Source organism: Terribacillus sp. FSL K6-0262, from assembly GCF_037977385.1.
Lineage (GTDB): Bacteria > Bacillota > Bacilli > Bacillales > Amphibacillaceae > Terribacillus.
Window position 1 is genome coordinate 2,407,395 of the sequence record NZ_CP150277.1, and the last position, 16,628, is coordinate 2,424,022.

At 34.0% G+C, this 16,628-nt stretch carries 17 protein-coding genes; 16 read left to right on the forward strand and 1 reads right to left on the reverse strand.

The genetic code is table 11. The features are described 5' to 3' along the window. The first annotated feature begins 65 nt into the window (after positions 1 to 65). Positions 66 to 227 (forward strand): hypothetical protein, encoded by a 162-nt coding sequence (locus MHI54_RS12345; RefSeq protein ID WP_158221429.1) that lies wholly within the window; start codon positions 66 to 68, stop codon positions 225 to 227. On the opposite strand, the gene MHI54_RS12350 is transcribed toward MHI54_RS12345, so the two are convergent. Further along, positions 221 to 1,453 carry a peptidoglycan endopeptidase gene (locus MHI54_RS12350; RefSeq protein ID WP_095214104.1) on the reverse strand — a complete coding sequence of 411 codons (1,233 nt, stop codon included), beginning with the start codon at positions 1,451 to 1,453 and terminating at the stop codon, positions 221 to 223. The two genes, MHI54_RS12345 and MHI54_RS12350, sit on opposite strands and share 7 nt — an antisense overlap. Before the next feature lie 330 nt (positions 1,454 to 1,783). Here MHI54_RS12350 and galU point away from each other — a divergent pair, with 330 nt between their 5' ends. The 15 genes from galU (at position 1,784) to MHI54_RS12425 (ending at position 16,487) form a co-directional block, all read left to right on the forward strand. Continuing rightward, positions 1,784 to 2,668: a UTP--glucose-1-phosphate uridylyltransferase GalU gene (gene galU, locus MHI54_RS12355; protein WP_340081606.1), complete on the forward strand. Its 885-nt coding sequence runs from the start codon at positions 1,784 to 1,786 to the stop codon at positions 2,666 to 2,668. 328 nt (positions 2,669 to 2,996) lie between these two features. Beyond that, entirely contained in the window at positions 2,997 to 3,764 is a 768-nt protein-coding gene (locus MHI54_RS12360; RefSeq protein WP_340081608.1) for a Wzz/FepE/Etk N-terminal domain-containing protein, read from the forward strand. Next, a complete protein-coding gene (locus MHI54_RS12365) occupies positions 3,739 to 4,431 on the forward strand; it encodes a CpsD/CapB family tyrosine-protein kinase (RefSeq protein ID WP_340081610.1) in 693 nt (230 codons plus the stop codon). The genes MHI54_RS12360 and MHI54_RS12365 overlap by 26 nt, the downstream gene beginning before the upstream one ends. A 107-nt stretch (positions 4,432 to 4,538) precedes the next feature. Beyond that, positions 4,539 to 5,306 carry a CpsB/CapC family capsule biosynthesis tyrosine phosphatase gene (locus MHI54_RS12370; protein ID WP_340081612.1) on the forward strand — a complete coding sequence of 256 codons (768 nt, stop codon included), beginning with the start codon at positions 4,539 to 4,541 and terminating at the stop codon, positions 5,304 to 5,306. Positions 5,307 to 5,324: 18 nt separating this feature from the next. After that, a complete protein-coding gene (locus tag MHI54_RS12375; RefSeq protein WP_340081613.1) occupies positions 5,325 to 6,002 on the forward strand; it encodes an exopolysaccharide biosynthesis polyprenyl glycosylphosphotransferase in 678 nt (225 codons plus the stop codon). 15 nt (positions 6,003 to 6,017) lie between these two features. Then, the gene (locus MHI54_RS12380) at positions 6,018 to 7,106 is read left to right on the forward strand and encodes a glycosyltransferase family 1 protein (protein ID WP_340081615.1); all 1,089 of its coding nucleotides are present in this window, start codon (positions 6,018 to 6,020) and stop codon (positions 7,104 to 7,106) included. Further along, positions 7,103 to 8,251: a glycosyltransferase family 4 protein gene (locus MHI54_RS12385; RefSeq protein WP_340081616.1), complete on the forward strand. Its 1,149-nt coding sequence runs from the start codon at positions 7,103 to 7,105 to the stop codon at positions 8,249 to 8,251. The genes MHI54_RS12380 and MHI54_RS12385 overlap by 4 nt, the downstream gene beginning before the upstream one ends. Beyond that, positions 8,248 to 9,342, forward strand: coding sequence for a glycosyltransferase (locus MHI54_RS12390; protein WP_340081618.1), 1,095 nt, complete (start codon positions 8,248 to 8,250; stop codon positions 9,340 to 9,342). Before MHI54_RS12385 ends, MHI54_RS12390 begins: the two co-directional genes overlap by 4 nt. A 16-nt stretch (positions 9,343 to 9,358) precedes the next feature. Next, positions 9,359 to 10,696: a hypothetical protein gene (locus MHI54_RS12395; RefSeq protein ID WP_340081619.1), complete on the forward strand. Its 1,338-nt coding sequence runs from the start codon at positions 9,359 to 9,361 to the stop codon at positions 10,694 to 10,696. 5 nt (positions 10,697 to 10,701) lie between these two features. After that, a complete protein-coding gene (locus MHI54_RS12400; RefSeq protein ID WP_340081622.1) occupies positions 10,702 to 11,256 on the forward strand; it encodes an acyltransferase in 555 nt (184 codons plus the stop codon). A gap of 16 nt (positions 11,257 to 11,272) precedes the next feature. Continuing rightward, on the forward strand, positions 11,273 to 12,181 hold the full coding sequence (locus MHI54_RS12405; RefSeq protein WP_340081624.1) for a glycosyltransferase: 909 nt from the start codon (positions 11,273 to 11,275) through the stop codon (positions 12,179 to 12,181). 2 nt (positions 12,182 to 12,183) lie between these two features. Beyond that, the gene (locus MHI54_RS12410) at positions 12,184 to 12,699 is read left to right on the forward strand and encodes a serine acetyltransferase (protein ID WP_340081626.1); all 516 of its coding nucleotides are present in this window, start codon (positions 12,184 to 12,186) and stop codon (positions 12,697 to 12,699) included. Further along, positions 12,686 to 14,089, forward strand: a complete 1,404-nt coding sequence (locus tag MHI54_RS12415; protein ID WP_340081628.1) for an oligosaccharide flippase family protein — start codon at positions 12,686 to 12,688, stop codon at positions 14,087 to 14,089. Before MHI54_RS12410 ends, MHI54_RS12415 begins: the two co-directional genes overlap by 14 nt. Next, a complete protein-coding gene (locus tag MHI54_RS12420) occupies positions 14,086 to 15,108 on the forward strand; it encodes an NAD-dependent epimerase (RefSeq protein WP_340081630.1) in 1,023 nt (340 codons plus the stop codon). The genes MHI54_RS12415 and MHI54_RS12420 overlap by 4 nt, the downstream gene beginning before the upstream one ends. Then, entirely contained in the window at positions 15,105 to 16,487 is a 1,383-nt protein-coding gene (locus MHI54_RS12425) for a sugar phosphate nucleotidyltransferase (RefSeq protein ID WP_340081632.1), read from the forward strand. Before MHI54_RS12420 ends, MHI54_RS12425 begins: the two co-directional genes overlap by 4 nt. Positions 16,488 to 16,628: the final 141 nt, after the last annotated feature.

A 16,628-nucleotide genomic window follows, 5' to 3' on the forward strand; every position in this document is an offset into this window, starting at 1 on the left:
TAAAAAGATGAAACCAATCTGTCCCTCCATTCGTCTATCAAGTAACAAACATAGGAGGGAACGACATGTTCCAAATGGTTTTCTTTTCTCTAGGTGTCCTTGTCCTGCTGTTCCTGGTGGCAGAACTCGCCCGCCAGCTGACAGACCTTCGCCGGCTCATCTCACCGGAAAGCAAAAGAAAAAAGCCTGGGACAGAAGATCCTGTCCCAGGCTTTGGTGATCAATAGAAACGTTTGTAGCTATCGAAATGCTTGCTGTAGTAAGGGTTGCTTGTGCTTGTGATGCGTACGCCATCGTTATCCGCATGGATGAACTGACCGCCGCCAAGGTAGATACCCATATGGGAGATGCCAGATTTGTACGTACCTTCGAAGAAGATCAAGTCACCAGGCTGCGGTGAGTTTACATGGTAAGAACGGTTGTAGTAACCTTCCGCAGATGTACGGGAGATATCATACCCGGCATTCTTGAATGCGTAGTAGATGAATCCGCTGCAGTCGAAACCAGCAGTTGTGGCTCCGCCCCATACATATGGTTTGCCAAGCTGGGATTTAGCAACGCTGATCAGCTTGTCCACGCTCTTGGAAGTGCTTGCGGAATCCACTTGTGTGTTGTTCGCAGGCTTTGAAGAAGAGGAACCGCTACTTGCTTTCCCATTGATCTTCAATGTCTGACCGACGCGGATGACATCGGAAGACAGGTTGTTCCAGCTCTTCAGGTTCGCAACGGAAACACCGTGCTGATTCGCGATCTTCCATAGTGAATCACCGGACTTCACTTTGTAAGTGGAAGAAGGGCTGCTGCTGGATGAGCTTCCGGAATTGGAAGAAGAACTGTTGGAAGAAGAACCGCTTGCCGAAACCTTCAGCTTGTCCCCAGGATAAATCAAGTCACCGGAGATATTGTTCCATTTTCTCAAATTGCTTACGGAAACTTTGTGTTTAGCAGCAATACCGCTCAGCGTATCACCGGATTTAACCGTGTAAGTGGAAGCGGAGCTGCTGGATGAACTTCCGGAATTGGAGGAAGAACTGTTAGAAGAAGAGGAAGAACCTCCTGCTGAAACTTTCAGCTTGTCACCAGGATAAATCAAGTATCCGGAGATATTATTCCATTTTTTCAAGTCGCTCAAAGAAACGTTATGCTTGGCCGCAATACCGCTCAGCGTATCACCGGATTTAACAGTATATGTAGATGCACTGCCAGAAGATGACTTGGAACCAGAGTTAGACGAGCTGGAAGAACCAGAAGTCTGCAAAACTTGGTTAGGGAAAATCAAATCGTTTTTCAGATTATTGATTTTCTTTAATTCAGAAACGGACATGTCATATTTGTTTGCGATCTTCCAGAGCGAGTCGCCCTTCTGTACCTTATACGAAGCAGCGTCAACAGTTGTGGCATATGAACTAGCAATTACCGCAGTTGCAGCAAGGGTAACAATCGTCTTTTTCATTCTAGTAACTTTCTCCTTTATTTTCATAATCCATAGAAATTAATCATACTATAGCATATTTTGGCACATAGATTACCAGAATTTACGTCATTGTAATGTAACTGTAATATTAGGGTCGTATATTGTAAGGAAATGTAGAATGGATGTTATTGAGGGTTTCCAGATAGTATGTTACTATTTTTACAGTTTCAGTAAGCGGATAAGGACTTTTGTACGAGTTGTCATTTGTCCCCTCGGATAATGTTTTATCTTTTAGATGGGGGGAAGTATAATTCGTATGAAACACTCAATGCGCATTCTACATATATTACATAAAGAGGTGCAGAACGTATGAAAATCAAAAAGGCCATCATTCCAGCTGCAGGTCTTGGAACACGCTTCCTGCCAGCAACGAAAGCACAGCCGAAGGAAATGCTGCCAATCGTCGACAAACCGACAATCCAGTACATTGTCGAAGAAGCGGTGAAATCCGGCATCGAGGACATCATCATCGTCAGCGGACGGGGTAAACGCGCGATCGAAGACCACTTCGACAAATCCTACGAGCTCGAAGATCAGCTGATCAAAAAAGACAAGATGAAGATGCTCGAGGAAATCCAGGACATCACCAATCTTGCCGACATCCACTATATCCGCCAAAAAGAAGCAAAAGGACTTGGCCACGCCATTTCCACTGCCAAGAAATTCATCGGCAACGAGCCTTTCGCAGTCTTGCTAGGCGATGACATCGTAAAAACGGAGGGCACACCGGCATTGAAACAATTGACGGAAGCCTTCGAAAAATACCGCGGTTCCGTCGTAGGCGTACAGCAAGTGCCAGATTCCGAAGTATCCAAATACGGCGTCGTTGCACCACAAGGTTCCACAAGCGAACCAAACTTGATGCAAGTAAGCGACCTCGTCGAGAAGCCGAAGAAGGAAGAAGCACCTTCCAACTACGCTATCATGGGCCGCTACGTATTGACCCCGGAAATATTCGATATCCTGGAAACTCTTCCTCCTGGTGCAGGCGGGGAAATCCAGCTTACCGATGCCATCAAAGAGCTGAATAAGAAACAAGCTGTCTACGCTTGTGAATTCACTGGGGATCGCTATGATGTCGGGGATAAATTCGGATTCATCAAAGCGACGATCGAATTCGCCCTGGATCGCCCGGATCTCAAGGATCAGCTGCAGGATTATTTGAATAAATATGTCGTAGCAGAAAATAACTAATACAAAAAAACGAGTCTAATCTGATAGACTCGTTTTTTTGTATATTTTTTTGTAATTACATGCCCCTGAATGGGAAAATTGTGGTATACTCTTCTATGTTTTTGAAATAAAACCATTAAAAAGGAACTAATACATTATACGGGTAAAACAAGAAAAATCAACAGAAATATGTAGCGCTTACATCCTTTCGACAAAATCTGTCATTGCAAGGCTTGGGAAACCCGATATAATAAAAAAGTACTCATTTCTTTCAAAAAGTTAGCAAAAGTTAGTGTTTTTATTTGTCTTTGTACTCATCACTTTAGCATTATTCATCGGAGGGACATGAATGGAAGAGACAATCTCTTTAAAGGAAATTTTTGCAGTATTAAGAAAACGGATGTTAATGATTTTATCATTGATCATTGCATTCGCCGCAATTGCATTGCTGGTCAGTTATTTTCTGATCACCCCTACATATAAAGCGAGTTCATCCATTGTGGTGAATCAAGAAGAAAATGTGGATGTTTCCGCATTGAATAATGCGATTCAGTCGAATATCAGTTTGATCAATACATATAAAATCGTCATGACCAGTCCTGTCATCTTGGATGAGGTAGCGAAGGAAATGAATCTCTCCTTATCTTCAAGCGAGTTGGCAGAGAAATTGGAAGTCACTTCGGAAGCCGATACACAAATCATCACAGTCACTGCTACGGATACGGATCAAGCAGAAGCAGCTGAGCTGGCAAATACTACTGTCACAGTTTTCCAGAATGAAATTCCTGAATTGATGAATCTAGAAAACGTAAAACCACTATCCCTGGCGGAAACAGTGGAAGACCCATCACCAGCAAGCCCGAATATCCTCTTGAATACAGCAATTGCACTTGTATTGGGAGCAATGGTCGGGATCGGTCTGGCATTCCTATTGGAATATCTGGATAACACGGTTAAAACAGAAGCGGATATCGAGAAGCGGATCGGCGTTCCGGTCATAGGCGTCATCAGCCATATGACGGAAGACGATATGAAAACCAATAAGCACTATGCATCCGAAACAAATAGCAGACAAGTCAGGAGAGAGTACAGTGGCCAAAAGAAAAAAACAGTTTAAGACGAATGTCCGATCTCTCATAACAAAGTTCAATCCAAAATCACCTATTTCTGAGCAGTACCGCACCATCCGAACGAATATTGAATTTGCTTCCGTGGATCAGGAGATGCGCTCTTTGTTAGTGACTTCTTCCGGTCCATCAGAAGGTAAATCATCCACTACAGCCAATCTGGGTGTTGTATTTGCTCAGCAGGGCAAACGCGTTCTTCTGATAGATGGGGACCTTAGAAAACCTACAGTACATTACACTTTCAAGCTAGATAATCGAACCGGTCTAAGTACGGTACTTGTCGGGGAAAAAACTCTCGAAGAAACGATTAAAGAAACCGATGTGCCCAATTTACAAATACTTACTTGCGGCCCGATCCCCCCGAATCCATCCGAATTGTTAGGATCCAATGCGATGAAACAAATGCTTCAGAATGCCCAGGAAACCTATGATGTCGTCATCTTTGATACACCGCCAGTACTGGCTGTTACAGATGCACAGATCCTAGCAAATATATGCGATGGTTCCATCATTGTAGCAAGAAGCGAACAGACGGAATACGAAGCCATTCAGAAGGCGAAGGATCTTTTGGAGCCAGCTAACGCAAAGCTTCTCGGTATTGTACTGAATGACGTTCCGCAGAAGAAATCAACTACGTATTACTACTATGGAAGCTAACTCAATGGGATATATCCTCGTTTTAACGAGGATATATTTTCGGGGAATTAATAGGAAAAAGGTCATCGGCATTTCCTGTTTAATGGAAACAGAAAGGTGAGGATAGTGTGATAGATATTCATTGTCATATACTTCCGGGGGTTGACGATGGGGCTCGGACGTTGGAAGACAGTATTGAGATGGCGAGAGCGGCATCTGAGCAAGGCATCCATACCATAGTAGCTACGCCACATCACCGTAATAATCATTTTAATAATCATAGAACGGACATCTTGACTAAAGTTGATGAACTAAATCATGTGCTACAGCAGGAGAATATACAAGTGAAAATTCTTCCTGGCCAAGAAGTGAGAATCTATGGTGATTTGATTGATGGATTGCAAGTTGAGGAGATTTTACCTGTAAATATTAAAACTCCTTACATACTTGTTGAACTCCCCACTTCAACTGTTCCTAAATATACGAATAGATTACTTAATAATTTACAAGTAGAAGGGTTTACGCCAGTAATTGTCCATCCTGAGCGGAATAGTGAACTAATCTCAAAACCGGATAAACTTTATGAATTAGTCAAAAGTGGTGTACTAACTCAAGTGACAGCGGCGAGTTTAGTGGGAAAGTTTGGAAAGAAAATTCGAAATTTCAGTCATGAGATTATTAGTGCGAACTTATCGCACTTCATTGCCTCTGACGCTCATAATCTCCAAAATAGGGGGTTTGTTATGAGAGAAGCTATGGAAGAACTAGAGGAATTTTACGGTGCGGATATAGTATACACTTTTCTTAATAACGCTGAGCAATTGGTCAATGGAGAAACTGTAATTGGCGATATACCCAATAAAATTATCAGGAAAAAATTTTTAGGTATCTTCTAGTGTAAAGGGGGTTAACTAATGGGAGAATCTAAGCAACAGATTCTTAAAACTACCGAAACTGGTACAATTTTATTAAACGAGAAAGACAATTTAACATATCTTATAACAAAAAGATTATTGGACATTATTTTGTCTATAGTTGGTATTGTATTACTTTTACCATTGTGTATTATTATAGCAATCATTATTAAGATTGAAGACAGTAAAGGAGCAATCCTATTTAAACAAATTAGGATTGGACAAAACGGAAAAAAATTCTATATGTACAAATTCCGCTCTATGGTATCTAATGCTGAGAATATGTTGGAAGATTTATTAGATAAAAATGAAGCAAGCGGTCCACTTTTTAAAATAAAAGAAGATCCGCGTATAACGAGAATTGGAAAGTTTATAAGAAAAACAAGCATCGATGAACTACCACAGTTGTTAAATGTCTTAAAAGGTGATATGAGTTTAGTGGGACCACGTCCTGCATTGGAAAGGGAAGTAAAACAGTATAATTCGAATCATATTCAAAGATTAAAAGTAAAACCGGGTTTGACATGTTACTGGCAAGTTAAAGGTAGAAGTAACCTCGGATTTGAAGAACAAGTAGAGTTAGATTTACAGTATATAAATAATAGGAATCTTTTGCTAGATATCAAATTAATATTTCAAACTTTATTTGTCTTGTTCGGTTCTAAAAATGCTTTTTAAATAAGGAGAAATAAGTTGGGAAAAATATATATAAACGGAAGATTCCTTACACAAAAGACAACAGGTGTACAAAGAGTAGCAATAGAAACAATAAAACAAATAGATTTGCTGTTAGATAAGTATAGGGAGTACAATATAACACTTCTTGTTCCAAAAGGTAGTATTATCACCATTGAACTTAATAATATTATTGTAAAACAAATTGGTAAGAATAAGGGGCATATTTGGGAACAAATTGATTTACCTTTGTATGTGAAAAAAGAAACCCTCGTTAATTTCTGTAACACTGCACCTGTTTTTAAGAAAAATCAGATTGTATATATACATGATATGGCAATTCAAGATGCACCAGAAGGATTTTCAAAAAAGTTTGTATTAGTTTACAAGCTTTTATTTAAAAAAATTACACGAAATGCAAGAAAAATAATTACGGTTTCTAATTTCTCTAAAGAGAGAATCTTGAATTATTATCCAAATGTACATAATAAGATATCAGTCTCGTACTTAGGCGTTAACCATTTTTCTCTTGATTACAACAAACGAAAAGACCTGGAGATTCTTAAGAGTTTTAAATTGGTTGAAAGAAAGTATTTTCTTGCAGTTAGTAGTGCCAATCCAAATAAAAATTTTTCGATAATTTCACGCATGTTAGCTGAAACTTCTAATAATTGGGAGGAAGAATTTGTCTTTGTAGGTTCTAATAACTCAACGGTTTTTAGAAACAATAATATAGAGACAAAAAGTATAAGATATTTGGGGTATGTTAGTGATGATGAACTCCATGCTTTATACAGGAATGCTAGGTTATTTATATTTCCATCTAAGTATGAGGGGTTTGGTTTACCACCGATTGAAGCAATGAGATTAGGGTGCCAGGTAATAGCTAACAAAAGTGCTTCTATACCTGAGATATTAGAAGACAAAGCAAGATATTTTGATGGTGATAGTATAAATTCACTTGAGCAAGCTCTTAGCAATATTAATAAGAATAATCAGATTAGTAGAACTGAGTTAATGAATTTTGTAAACGAGAAATATAATTGGAAAGAAACTGCTTCTCATTTAATGAGAAAAATAAAAGAGATACAGGGAGATATAAGATGAGAGTTGCTATTGTGCATGATTGGCTAGTTACATATGCAGGAGCGGAAAAAGTTTTAACTGAAATATTAAGATTGTACCCTGAAGCTGACTTGTTTTCTCTTGTGGACCATTTTAATGAAGAAGATAGGAAGAAGATTTTTGGTAAAAAAGCAAATACAACATTCATACAAAATCTCCCTCTTTCAAAAACTAAATATAGAAATTATCTATCTTTAATGCCATTTGCAATTGAGCAATTAGATCTTTCGGGATATGACTTAATTATTTCAAGTTCTCACGCAGTAGCTAAAGGAGTTATCACAGGCCCTGATCAATTGCACATTTCATACGTTCATAGTCCAATTAGATATGCTTGGGATTTACAGTATCAATACTTAAAAGAAGCAAATTTAAATAAAGGTTTTAAGAGTTTAATAGTTAAGAGGATGCTTAAAAAAATAAGAGATTGGGATTATAGAACATCTAATGGAGTAGATTATTTTTTATCAAACTCAGATTTTATAGGGAAAAGAATCTGGAAAGTTTACAGGAGGGAAAGCTATACCATCTATCCTCCAGTTGAGATTAACAGTTTTAATAATGATATTTCGATAAAACGAGAAGACTTTTATCTTACTGCTTCAAGAATGGTTCCTTATAAAAAAATTGACTTAATAGTGGATGCATTCAATGAGATGCCAACCAAAAAATTGATAGTAATAGGTACAGGGCCTGATTTTAAAAAGATTCAAGCTAAAGCTGGACCGAATGTTACATTATTAGGATATCAATCTTTCAAAGTCTTGAAAGAACATATGCAAAAAGCCAAAGCATTTGTATTCGCTGCTGAAGAGGACTTTGGAATAACCCCTGTGGAGGCACAAGCATGTGGTACCCCAGTTATAGCATATGGCAAAGGGGGCTTACTAGAGACAGTACATGATATTGATAGTGATAAACCAACAGGTGTGTTTTTCAGAAAACAGACTATAGAAGACATACAAAAAGCTGTAAGCACCTTTGAAAAGAATTATTCAATAATCTTATCTTCTAATTGTAGGAGTAATGCAGAAAGATTTTCGCCAGAGAACTTTAGAGATAAGTTAGAAAATTACGTTTCATCTAAAATGAAAGAAAAGTGGAAAGTGTCTGGAGGATACAAATGATCAAAGTTAGTTTTGTACTCAATTGTATAAATAAATTGGGTGGGACTGAAAAGGCGACTATTGATTTGGCTAATTTATTAGCTATAAATAATTATCAGGTACATATAATTAGTTTATACAATAAAATAAATACAGAGCAAAACACTTACAATCTCCATAAAAATATTAAGGTCAGTTTTGTTTTCCCAAATACAATATATTTAAAAAAGCCTTTGATTTTTTATAGGTTAAAGGACTCGTTCAGTAAGAAAAAGGTTGAAAATATAATTAAATTATTGGAACCGAACTATGTGCTATACACAGATATTAAGCAAATTCCTTTTTATAGGACGACATATAAAAAGATATTAATGGTACATAACAGTTACGAATTTTACAGAACAGGTTTAGTTACCAAGAAATTATTAGATAAGAACTATAAAGAAATTGATAACATAATCTTTCTGTCAAGTGAAGATCTACAAAAGTATAAAAATGAATTTGATAATCCTGGAAATGCAGACTATGTTTATAATATAAGTAATATTTCTCCTGAAGTTAGAACGAATCATCATAATCGTACGATAACTTACTTAGGTCGAATAGATAATAATCAGAAACAGCTTGATCAATCACTAGATATTATCAAGAAACTTATAGATAAGAATTTGTTCAATGATTGGATCTACAATATATACGGGAGTGGGCCAGATCAAGCAAGCGTGTATAAATTTATAAAAGATCATAATCTTGAAGATAGAATAAAGCTGAAGGGAACTACAACAGATGTTGAAGAAGTTTTATCAAAAACTGATATTATGATACTTACATCGAAATATGAAGGGTTGCCAATGGCATTAATAGAGGCAGCATCTAGTGGCGTGCCTATAGTCAGCTATGAATGTTCAGATGGTATAAAAGAAATTGTTAAGGATAACTTCAATGGCTATCTGGTGAAAAATAATGATAGGGAAAAATTCGTTGAAAAACTAGGTGATTTAATTCAGAATTTAGATAAAAGAGTAACTATGGGTAATAATGCTATTATCCAAGTAAAAGAGAAATTCTCTGAAGAGAGTATTTTAGAAAAGTGGAACAAAATTTTAAAATAAAGAGGTAGACAGATAAGTGGGGAATTTTAGTTCTATCAAAGTAAAAAATATATATTTTCTATTGTTTGCAATTGTTTATTGGTTAACAGTATATGCTGTATATAACACTAATCAAGACGCAATAAGCAATTTAAAGATATTCTCTCTAGTACTATTAATATTAAATATAATAGTCATAATTATATCCCGTAAAATCCCAATACTATTAATTATATCTTTGTTCATGCTGAACTACAGCTATGTATTAACCATTCCAGCATACTATTATCCCACAAAAATATCAGGTATACCTTTCTATAATGATAATTCGTTATTGTTAGATATTGTAATTCAATGTAGTATAGGAATGTTTTTTCTAATATGGTTTATATTTGTTAACAGTAAAGAACTGTATAGAAATAGATTTCTACAGGACAAAATAAATGAATATAGTGAGAATAAAAACGATAGTCTTGTCAGCTTTTTTGGGTTTGTAGGTTTTCTAGTGATGATTACTTTGAATAATTCTGGAAAGCAAACAAGTTTACCGTTATCGTTAACTTTTGAATATATTTTCATCTTTATATTTATCTATAGAATTTACTCAAAGAACAATTTAACAAACAAGATAGTTGTACATATCATGCTTATTAGTGTAGGTATAAAAACACTGATGACATCTGGCAGGATAGAATTAGTTGAAGCATTAGTTCTTCTATTTATTTTCTACTATGAAAAAAGGATACGGTCATTATTCATAATAATAGGTTCAATTTTATTGAATATTTTTCTTGAGTTTATATCAATTATTAGAACTGGCGGAGATGTAAGTTGGTCTTCTAGTAAATTTTTTTTTAATAGATCGAATCCTCCTACTTTAATATTGGGTAATGAAGGTGACGTCACTCAGTCATCAATGGCAATGGTGGGCGTTATAAAGGATTTAATTGTAGATAATAGTATGAGATTAAATTCATTTGTTGATATGATAATTAGTCAATTCTTTCCCTTAGGAAGTTTTGAATCTTTTCATCCAAATGTAGCAAGATATATACAGGAAATTACGGTTACTTTAGGTGGTGGATTTATATATTCACAATGGTATTTTTGGTTAGGAATCAGTGGAGTTATAATTTGTTGTATTTTAATAAACTATATGTTTAGAATTGCTTACTTAGCTAGACATGTCTCTCCTCTAACTATAATGGCAATATATTCATTGGTTTTATTTGTAAGGTGGTATGCTTATTTCTTTGATTTCCTAATTAAGATTCCTTTGACTTTATTTGTTTTATTAGTTGTAATTGGAATTATTACTGGTAGGAATTCACTAATTCACAATAAATCCTTAATTTCAAGTGTTAAAAGGATGTGACGATTTTGACTTTTTTGAAGATTTTTAAGAGAATTAGATCTCAACTCATTAAAGCATATTATAAGTTCATTTTTGGAAAGAGAATTAGTTTTAAAGGTAAATTCATTATAGGAAAAAATTTTGTTGTGGATATTATGGGAAAAAATTCCAATATTAATTTTGAAGGTGATTTTGTTTGTAGAAATAACGTTTATTTTGTGTCTCAGAATGGAGATATAAATATTGGTAAAAATGTATTTTTTAACAATGGCGTTTCGGTAAGTTCATTAGAGCGTATCAGTATTGGTAGTGACACTTCACTTGGAGAAAACGTCAAAATTTATGATCAAGATCATGAGTTTAGAAAGATTAAGAAGATAAATGTTAGTGGCTACAGGACGATGCCTGTGATTATTGGAAACAATGTTTGGATAGGTTCAAATGTAGTTATTCTTAAAGGAGTTAAAATAGGAGATGGTTCTGTTATAGCAGCAGGATCTCTTGTCACCAAAGATGTTCCGGAAAATTGTCTATATATTGAAAAAAAACAAGCAGTGATACGCGAAATAGAAAGAATTTGATAGCGAGGTGAGTTATTTGAATGAAGGTGTTTCAGTTATAATGACATTTTATAATGAGAAGATTGAATGGATTGAACAAAGTATTAATTCAATAATTAACCAAACACATAACAATCTTGAGTTAATTTTAGTCTATGACAATCCAGAATATAATTCACTCTTTAACAAAGTTCAAAGTTTAGTACACAACAATAAAAAAATAAAATTGTTCAAAAACAAAAAAAATATCGGTCTTGCAAGAAGTTTGAATTTTGCTATAAAGCAAGCCAAATTTGATTATATTGCAAGGATGGATGCAGATGACATCGCAGAAAGAGAAAGAATATCAATACAATTAAAATCTTTGAAAGATAATAAAGCTGATATAATAGGATCTAATTGTATATTAATAGACGAAGAGGATAACGAATTAGGAATTACAAATTATCCTACAGATCCAAAAAAAATAAATATTTTGCTTCCTTATACTAATTGTTTAGCACATCCAACTTGGCTTGCACGGAAAATACTCTTTTTAGAGTTAGGTGGATATTTCAACTACAAGTGTTCCCAAGATTATGACTTATTATTAAGGGCCAGAAATAAGAAATTTAAATTAATTAATACTGAAAACAATTTATTGAGATATCGAGTAAGACAAAATAGCATAGGAAACTCGAGAGCATTGAATCAATACTTAACGGCCAACTATATTAGAAAAGTAAATAAAAGTAAATCGTATGATGAAAAATTAGTAAGAAACTTTGAATTGACTAAAGAATCAAATCGTACATTTTTAGAGATTATTAATTCTCCTAAGAATGTAGGCTCTATCAGTAAGATAGCTATGGAATTGCTCATACCTTTTAGACATAAATACGGTCTGAGTTACTTAATCAATTTATATCAAACCCGAATAATAAAACATTCTATCGCGAGGAATTAAATATGGGTATATTTAGTAAAGATTTTCAAGCGTATTCAAATAAAAAAATTAATTTACTAAATATAATTAAACTATATTCAGTAAATATAAGCTATAGAATCTGTGTTAATTATAGAATACAGTGTTTTTTTAGGGATAAACAATGTATTAAGTTGGCAGTAATGCTTAAAAATAGAAACTATATAAAATACGGTGTTGAAATCGGTATCAATACAGTTATTGGCGAAAATTTAAGAATACACCATCCAACTGGTATTGTAATAGGTGATAGAGCAATGATTGGGGATCGTTTTGAGATATACCAAGGGGTAACATTAGGTCAGAGAAATGGAAGATACCCAACTATATTGAATGACGTTACTATATATCCGCAGTCTTTAATATTGGGAGATGTAAAACTAGGCAATTATTGCATAGTAGCAGCTAATAGTCTAGTCTTAAAGAATTTGGATGATAACTCATACTATAAGAGTAAGAATGATTATTTTGTAGAGGAATTATTGAATGAAAAAAGGTAGTGCAGCAAACATTCTGAGTTTTATAAGTGGTCCAATTATTTCTGCGTTGATAGGTTTAATTACTATCCCTGTTACTACGCACTTACTTTCAGTTGAAGATTTTGGGAAGTTAAATTTATTTCTAATAACTCAAACATTTATTTATATGTTTATTTACTTGGCAATGGATCACTCATTTGTGCGATTTTACAATGAATCTAGCGGTAGCTCTTTATTGGTGAATACTCTAGTTATCCCCGTAATTGTAACAATAATTTTAATTGGAAGTACAATATTCCAGTTAGATAATATATCGCAATTGTTATTCGGAACAAATGATTATTTGTTAGTTGTTTGTTTACTAGTATCTATTCCTTTCGGTATTCTAGAACGATTCTCTCAATTAATAATAAGAATGGAAGAAAAAGGATCCCTGTTTGCTAGTTTAATTATTTTTTCAAAGTTAATTATTCTTACACTAATAATTATATTTTCTTTGTTTATCAACTTAAATTACATCTTAGTAGCAATAATATACCTAATTAGTCAATTTCTTTCTGCTACTTTGTCGTTAGTGTTTACATTTAGTCATTGGAAACGAATAAAAATGAAAGACATTAATAAAAACGAAATATTAAAATTTCTAAAGTTTTCAATTCCTATGTATCCTTCCACTTTAATGGTATGGGGACTTAATTCTATAACTGTTGTTTTACTGAGATTTTTTTCGACTTACAATGAGGTAGGTATTTACTCTGCTGCAACCAGAGTGACTAACATTATCAATGTTCTACAAAGTGCAGTGATGAGTTTTTGGTTACCAATTGTTTATAGGTGGGAAGGAGAAAAAAAGCCACATAAAATATTTGAACTTAGTGCAAAAATAATAATTATTAGTACAAGTTTATGTTTTATATTTGTCTTGATGTTTCGAGATTACTTTATAATTCTACTCTCTTCTTCATACATTGAAGCAATCTCTTTATTGCCAATCTTATTATTTGTTCCTTTTATGAGTTTAAATTCAGAGATTGTAGGTATAGGAATAAATATCAAAAATAAGACGTATCTGAATACAATCTTTTCATTCATAACATTACTAATTTTGATGGGACTTGGTATATTTTTCATAAATGAACTTGGTGCTCTAGGGGCAGCTTTAATTAATGGAGTAGCTTATGTCTTGTTTTATTTAATGAAACTAATTGGGTCATCTATTGTCTGGCGAAACCTAGGTAGTAATTTCTTTATATCTAACTTGTTAATTTTAATTACTTTATCTACCTTGGAATACTTATTAAATAACCTCATATCAATTATTTTTATAAGTGCTGTAGGAGTTGTCTATTTGATAATTTGTTTTATCACATTATTGAGACTTAAAACTATATTAAAAGGGGAATTTAAATGAAAATACTTGTGACTGGATCAGCTGGTTTCATTGGAATGCATGTGTCAAAGAGATTACTTGAATCAGGTTATAATGTTGTTGGGATTGACAATTTAAATGATTATTATGAAGTAACTTTAAAAGAAGCAAGAAATAGTGAATTAATGAATTACAACAATTATTCATTCTACAATATTGATTTAAAAAACAGTAAAGATGTTATGAATTGTGTTAGTCAAGAGAATATAGAAGTTGTAATTAACTTGGCTGCGCAAGCAGGTGTACGCTATAGTCTAAAGAATCCATCGGTATATATTGAATCAAATATAATGGGCTTTTTGAGTATATTAGAAGCATGTAAAGAAAATAGTATTAAACACTTAATATACGCATCATCAAGTTCAGTTTATGGTGCTAATGTAAAAATACCATTTTCTACGGAGGATAATGTAGATCATCCTGTTAGTTTATATGCCGCTACTAAGAAATCCAATGAACTTATGGCTCATACATATAGCCACTTGTACAAGTTACCGACAACTGGATTGAGGTTCTTTACTGTTTATGGCCCTTATGGACGGCCTGATATGGCTTATTACTCTTTTACTAAAAAAATTATAAATAATGAGACAATCCAAATTTACAATAATGGGGAAATGATGAGAGATTTTACCTATATTGATGATATAGTAGAAGGAATTGTCGGTTTAATAGATAAGGCACCTGAAGAGACAAAGTATAATTTGGAAAGTAATCTTAAGCCAAATACAAGCTATGCACCATATAGAATATTTAATATTGGTAATAATAAGCCAACAAAATTAATGGATTTTATAGAAGAACTTGAATCAGTATTAGGAATAGAAGCTAAAAAAGAATTCCTACCTATGCAATTAGGAGATGTCAAAAGTACATTTGCTGATATAGATGATTTGAACGAGTTAACAGGTTTTAATCCAAGAACAGATTTAAAGGAAGGTTTAAGTAAATTTGCAGACTGGTATCGTGAATTTTATATGAAGAAGGGAAGAGACAAATGAATTTAGTATTATTATCTGGTGGTTCGGGAAAAAGATTATGGCCATTATCTAATGATGCAAGATCAAAGCAATTTCTCAAACTACTAAAAAACAATGAAGATGACCAGTCAGAATCTATGTTACAGAGAGTATGGAAGCAATTACATAAAAGTGGCCTATCACGAAATGCAATAATAGCTACTAGTAAATCCCAAGAAGAGATAATGTATAATCAACTTGGTTCAGAGATTACTTTAGTTACTGAGCCATATAGAAGAGACACTTTTCCAGCCATTGCTTTAGCAGCAAGTTATTTATATTCTGAAAAAAAAATTGCAATTGACGAATCAGTAACTGTCTTACCTGTAGATCCATACGTAGATGATTTGTTTTTTGAGAAAATTCGCTCTTTAGAAGATATACTAACCGAGAGTAGAGCGGACTTAGCGTTAGTCGGCGTTAAACCAATTTTTCCTTCTCAGAAGTACGGTTACATAGTACCTGAGACCAGTGGTTATCAAAATAATATGTATGTACCAGTAAAATCCTTTAAGGAAAAACCAGATCTTGCATTAGCAAAAGAACTAATCTCAGAAGAAGCATTATGGAATTGTGGAGTCTTTTCTTTTAGGTTGTCGTTCATTCTGGATTATCTTAAAGAACTTAATATACCGACTGATTACAAGGTACTGGTTAATAATTATGATATGTTACCTAAAATCAGTTTTGATTATGAAATTGTTGAGAGAGCTAAAAACATTGTTGTAGCACCTTACAATGGATATTGGAAGGATTTAGGTACGTGGAATACTCTCACAGAGGAAATGAGTAGTAACATAGTTGGTAAGGGAGTAATAAGTGATGAATTGAAGAATTCAAATATTATTAATGAACTTCAGATACCAATTGTATTGATGGGACTTGAAAATGCGATTGTGGCAGCTAGTCCAGATGGAATACTTGTTACAGACAAGGATAGAAGTCCAGATATAAAAAAATATGCTGAAATGTTCTCAGATAGACCAATGTTTGAAGAACGACGTTGGGGATGGTATAAAGTTTTAGAACATAATAAATATGAAGAAGGGAATCAAGTACTTACTAGACGCTTATGGGTAGAATCAGGTAAAAATATAAGCTACCAAATTCACTATCAAAGGACAGAAGTTTGGACACTAATTAAAGGTGAAGGGCTACTGATATTGGAAAATAGCATTGAGCATGTTAGAGCAGGAGATACTATAAAGATTCCTTTAGGTAAGAAACATGCTTTAAAGGCTATAACTAATATGGAGATAATTGAAGTACAGGTTGGCAATAATATAACAGAAGACGATGTGACAAGAATTGCTTATGATTGGAATGAGATAATAGATAAACTCTCTATTACTGTTAAATGATGGCATGACTATTGTACACCGTATTGTGTTGGCTATATAGATTAGAATCTTGTCAGGCAAAATTTTTGTGCGGAAATTCACGCAGGAAATGATTGTACCCGATGTGGTGCATTATATTCCTCGAATAGCCATTAGTCTGGA

Excerpts from the sequence above, each read along its gene's own strand:
- MHI54_RS12345 (WP_158221429.1), top strand. The coding sequence starts at position 66 with ATGTTCCAAATGGTTTTCTTTTCTCTAGGTGTCCTTGTCCTGCTGTTC.
- MHI54_RS12350 (WP_095214104.1), bottom strand. The coding sequence starts at position 1,453 with ATGAAAAAGACGATTGTTACCCTTGCTGCAACTGCGGTAATTGCTAGT.
- galU (WP_340081606.1), top strand. The coding sequence starts at position 1,784 with ATGAAAATCAAAAAGGCCATCATTCCAGCTGCAGGTCTTGGAACACGC.
- MHI54_RS12360 (WP_340081608.1), top strand. The coding sequence starts at position 2,997 with ATGGAAGAGACAATCTCTTTAAAGGAAATTTTTGCAGTATTAAGAAAA.
- MHI54_RS12375 (WP_340081613.1), top strand. The coding sequence starts at position 5,325 with ATGGGAGAATCTAAGCAACAGATTCTTAAAACTACCGAAACTGGTACA.
- MHI54_RS12385 (WP_340081616.1), top strand. The coding sequence starts at position 7,103 with ATGAGAGTTGCTATTGTGCATGATTGGCTAGTTACATATGCAGGAGCG.
- MHI54_RS12390 (WP_340081618.1), top strand. The coding sequence starts at position 8,248 with ATGATCAAAGTTAGTTTTGTACTCAATTGTATAAATAAATTGGGTGGG.
- MHI54_RS12410 (WP_340081626.1), top strand. The coding sequence starts at position 12,184 with ATGGGTATATTTAGTAAAGATTTTCAAGCGTATTCAAATAAAAAAATT.
- MHI54_RS12415 (WP_340081628.1), top strand. The coding sequence starts at position 12,686 with ATGAAAAAAGGTAGTGCAGCAAACATTCTGAGTTTTATAAGTGGTCCA.
- MHI54_RS12420 (WP_340081630.1), top strand. The coding sequence starts at position 14,086 with ATGAAAATACTTGTGACTGGATCAGCTGGTTTCATTGGAATGCATGTG.
- MHI54_RS12425 (WP_340081632.1), top strand. The coding sequence starts at position 15,105 with ATGAATTTAGTATTATTATCTGGTGGTTCGGGAAAAAGATTATGGCCA.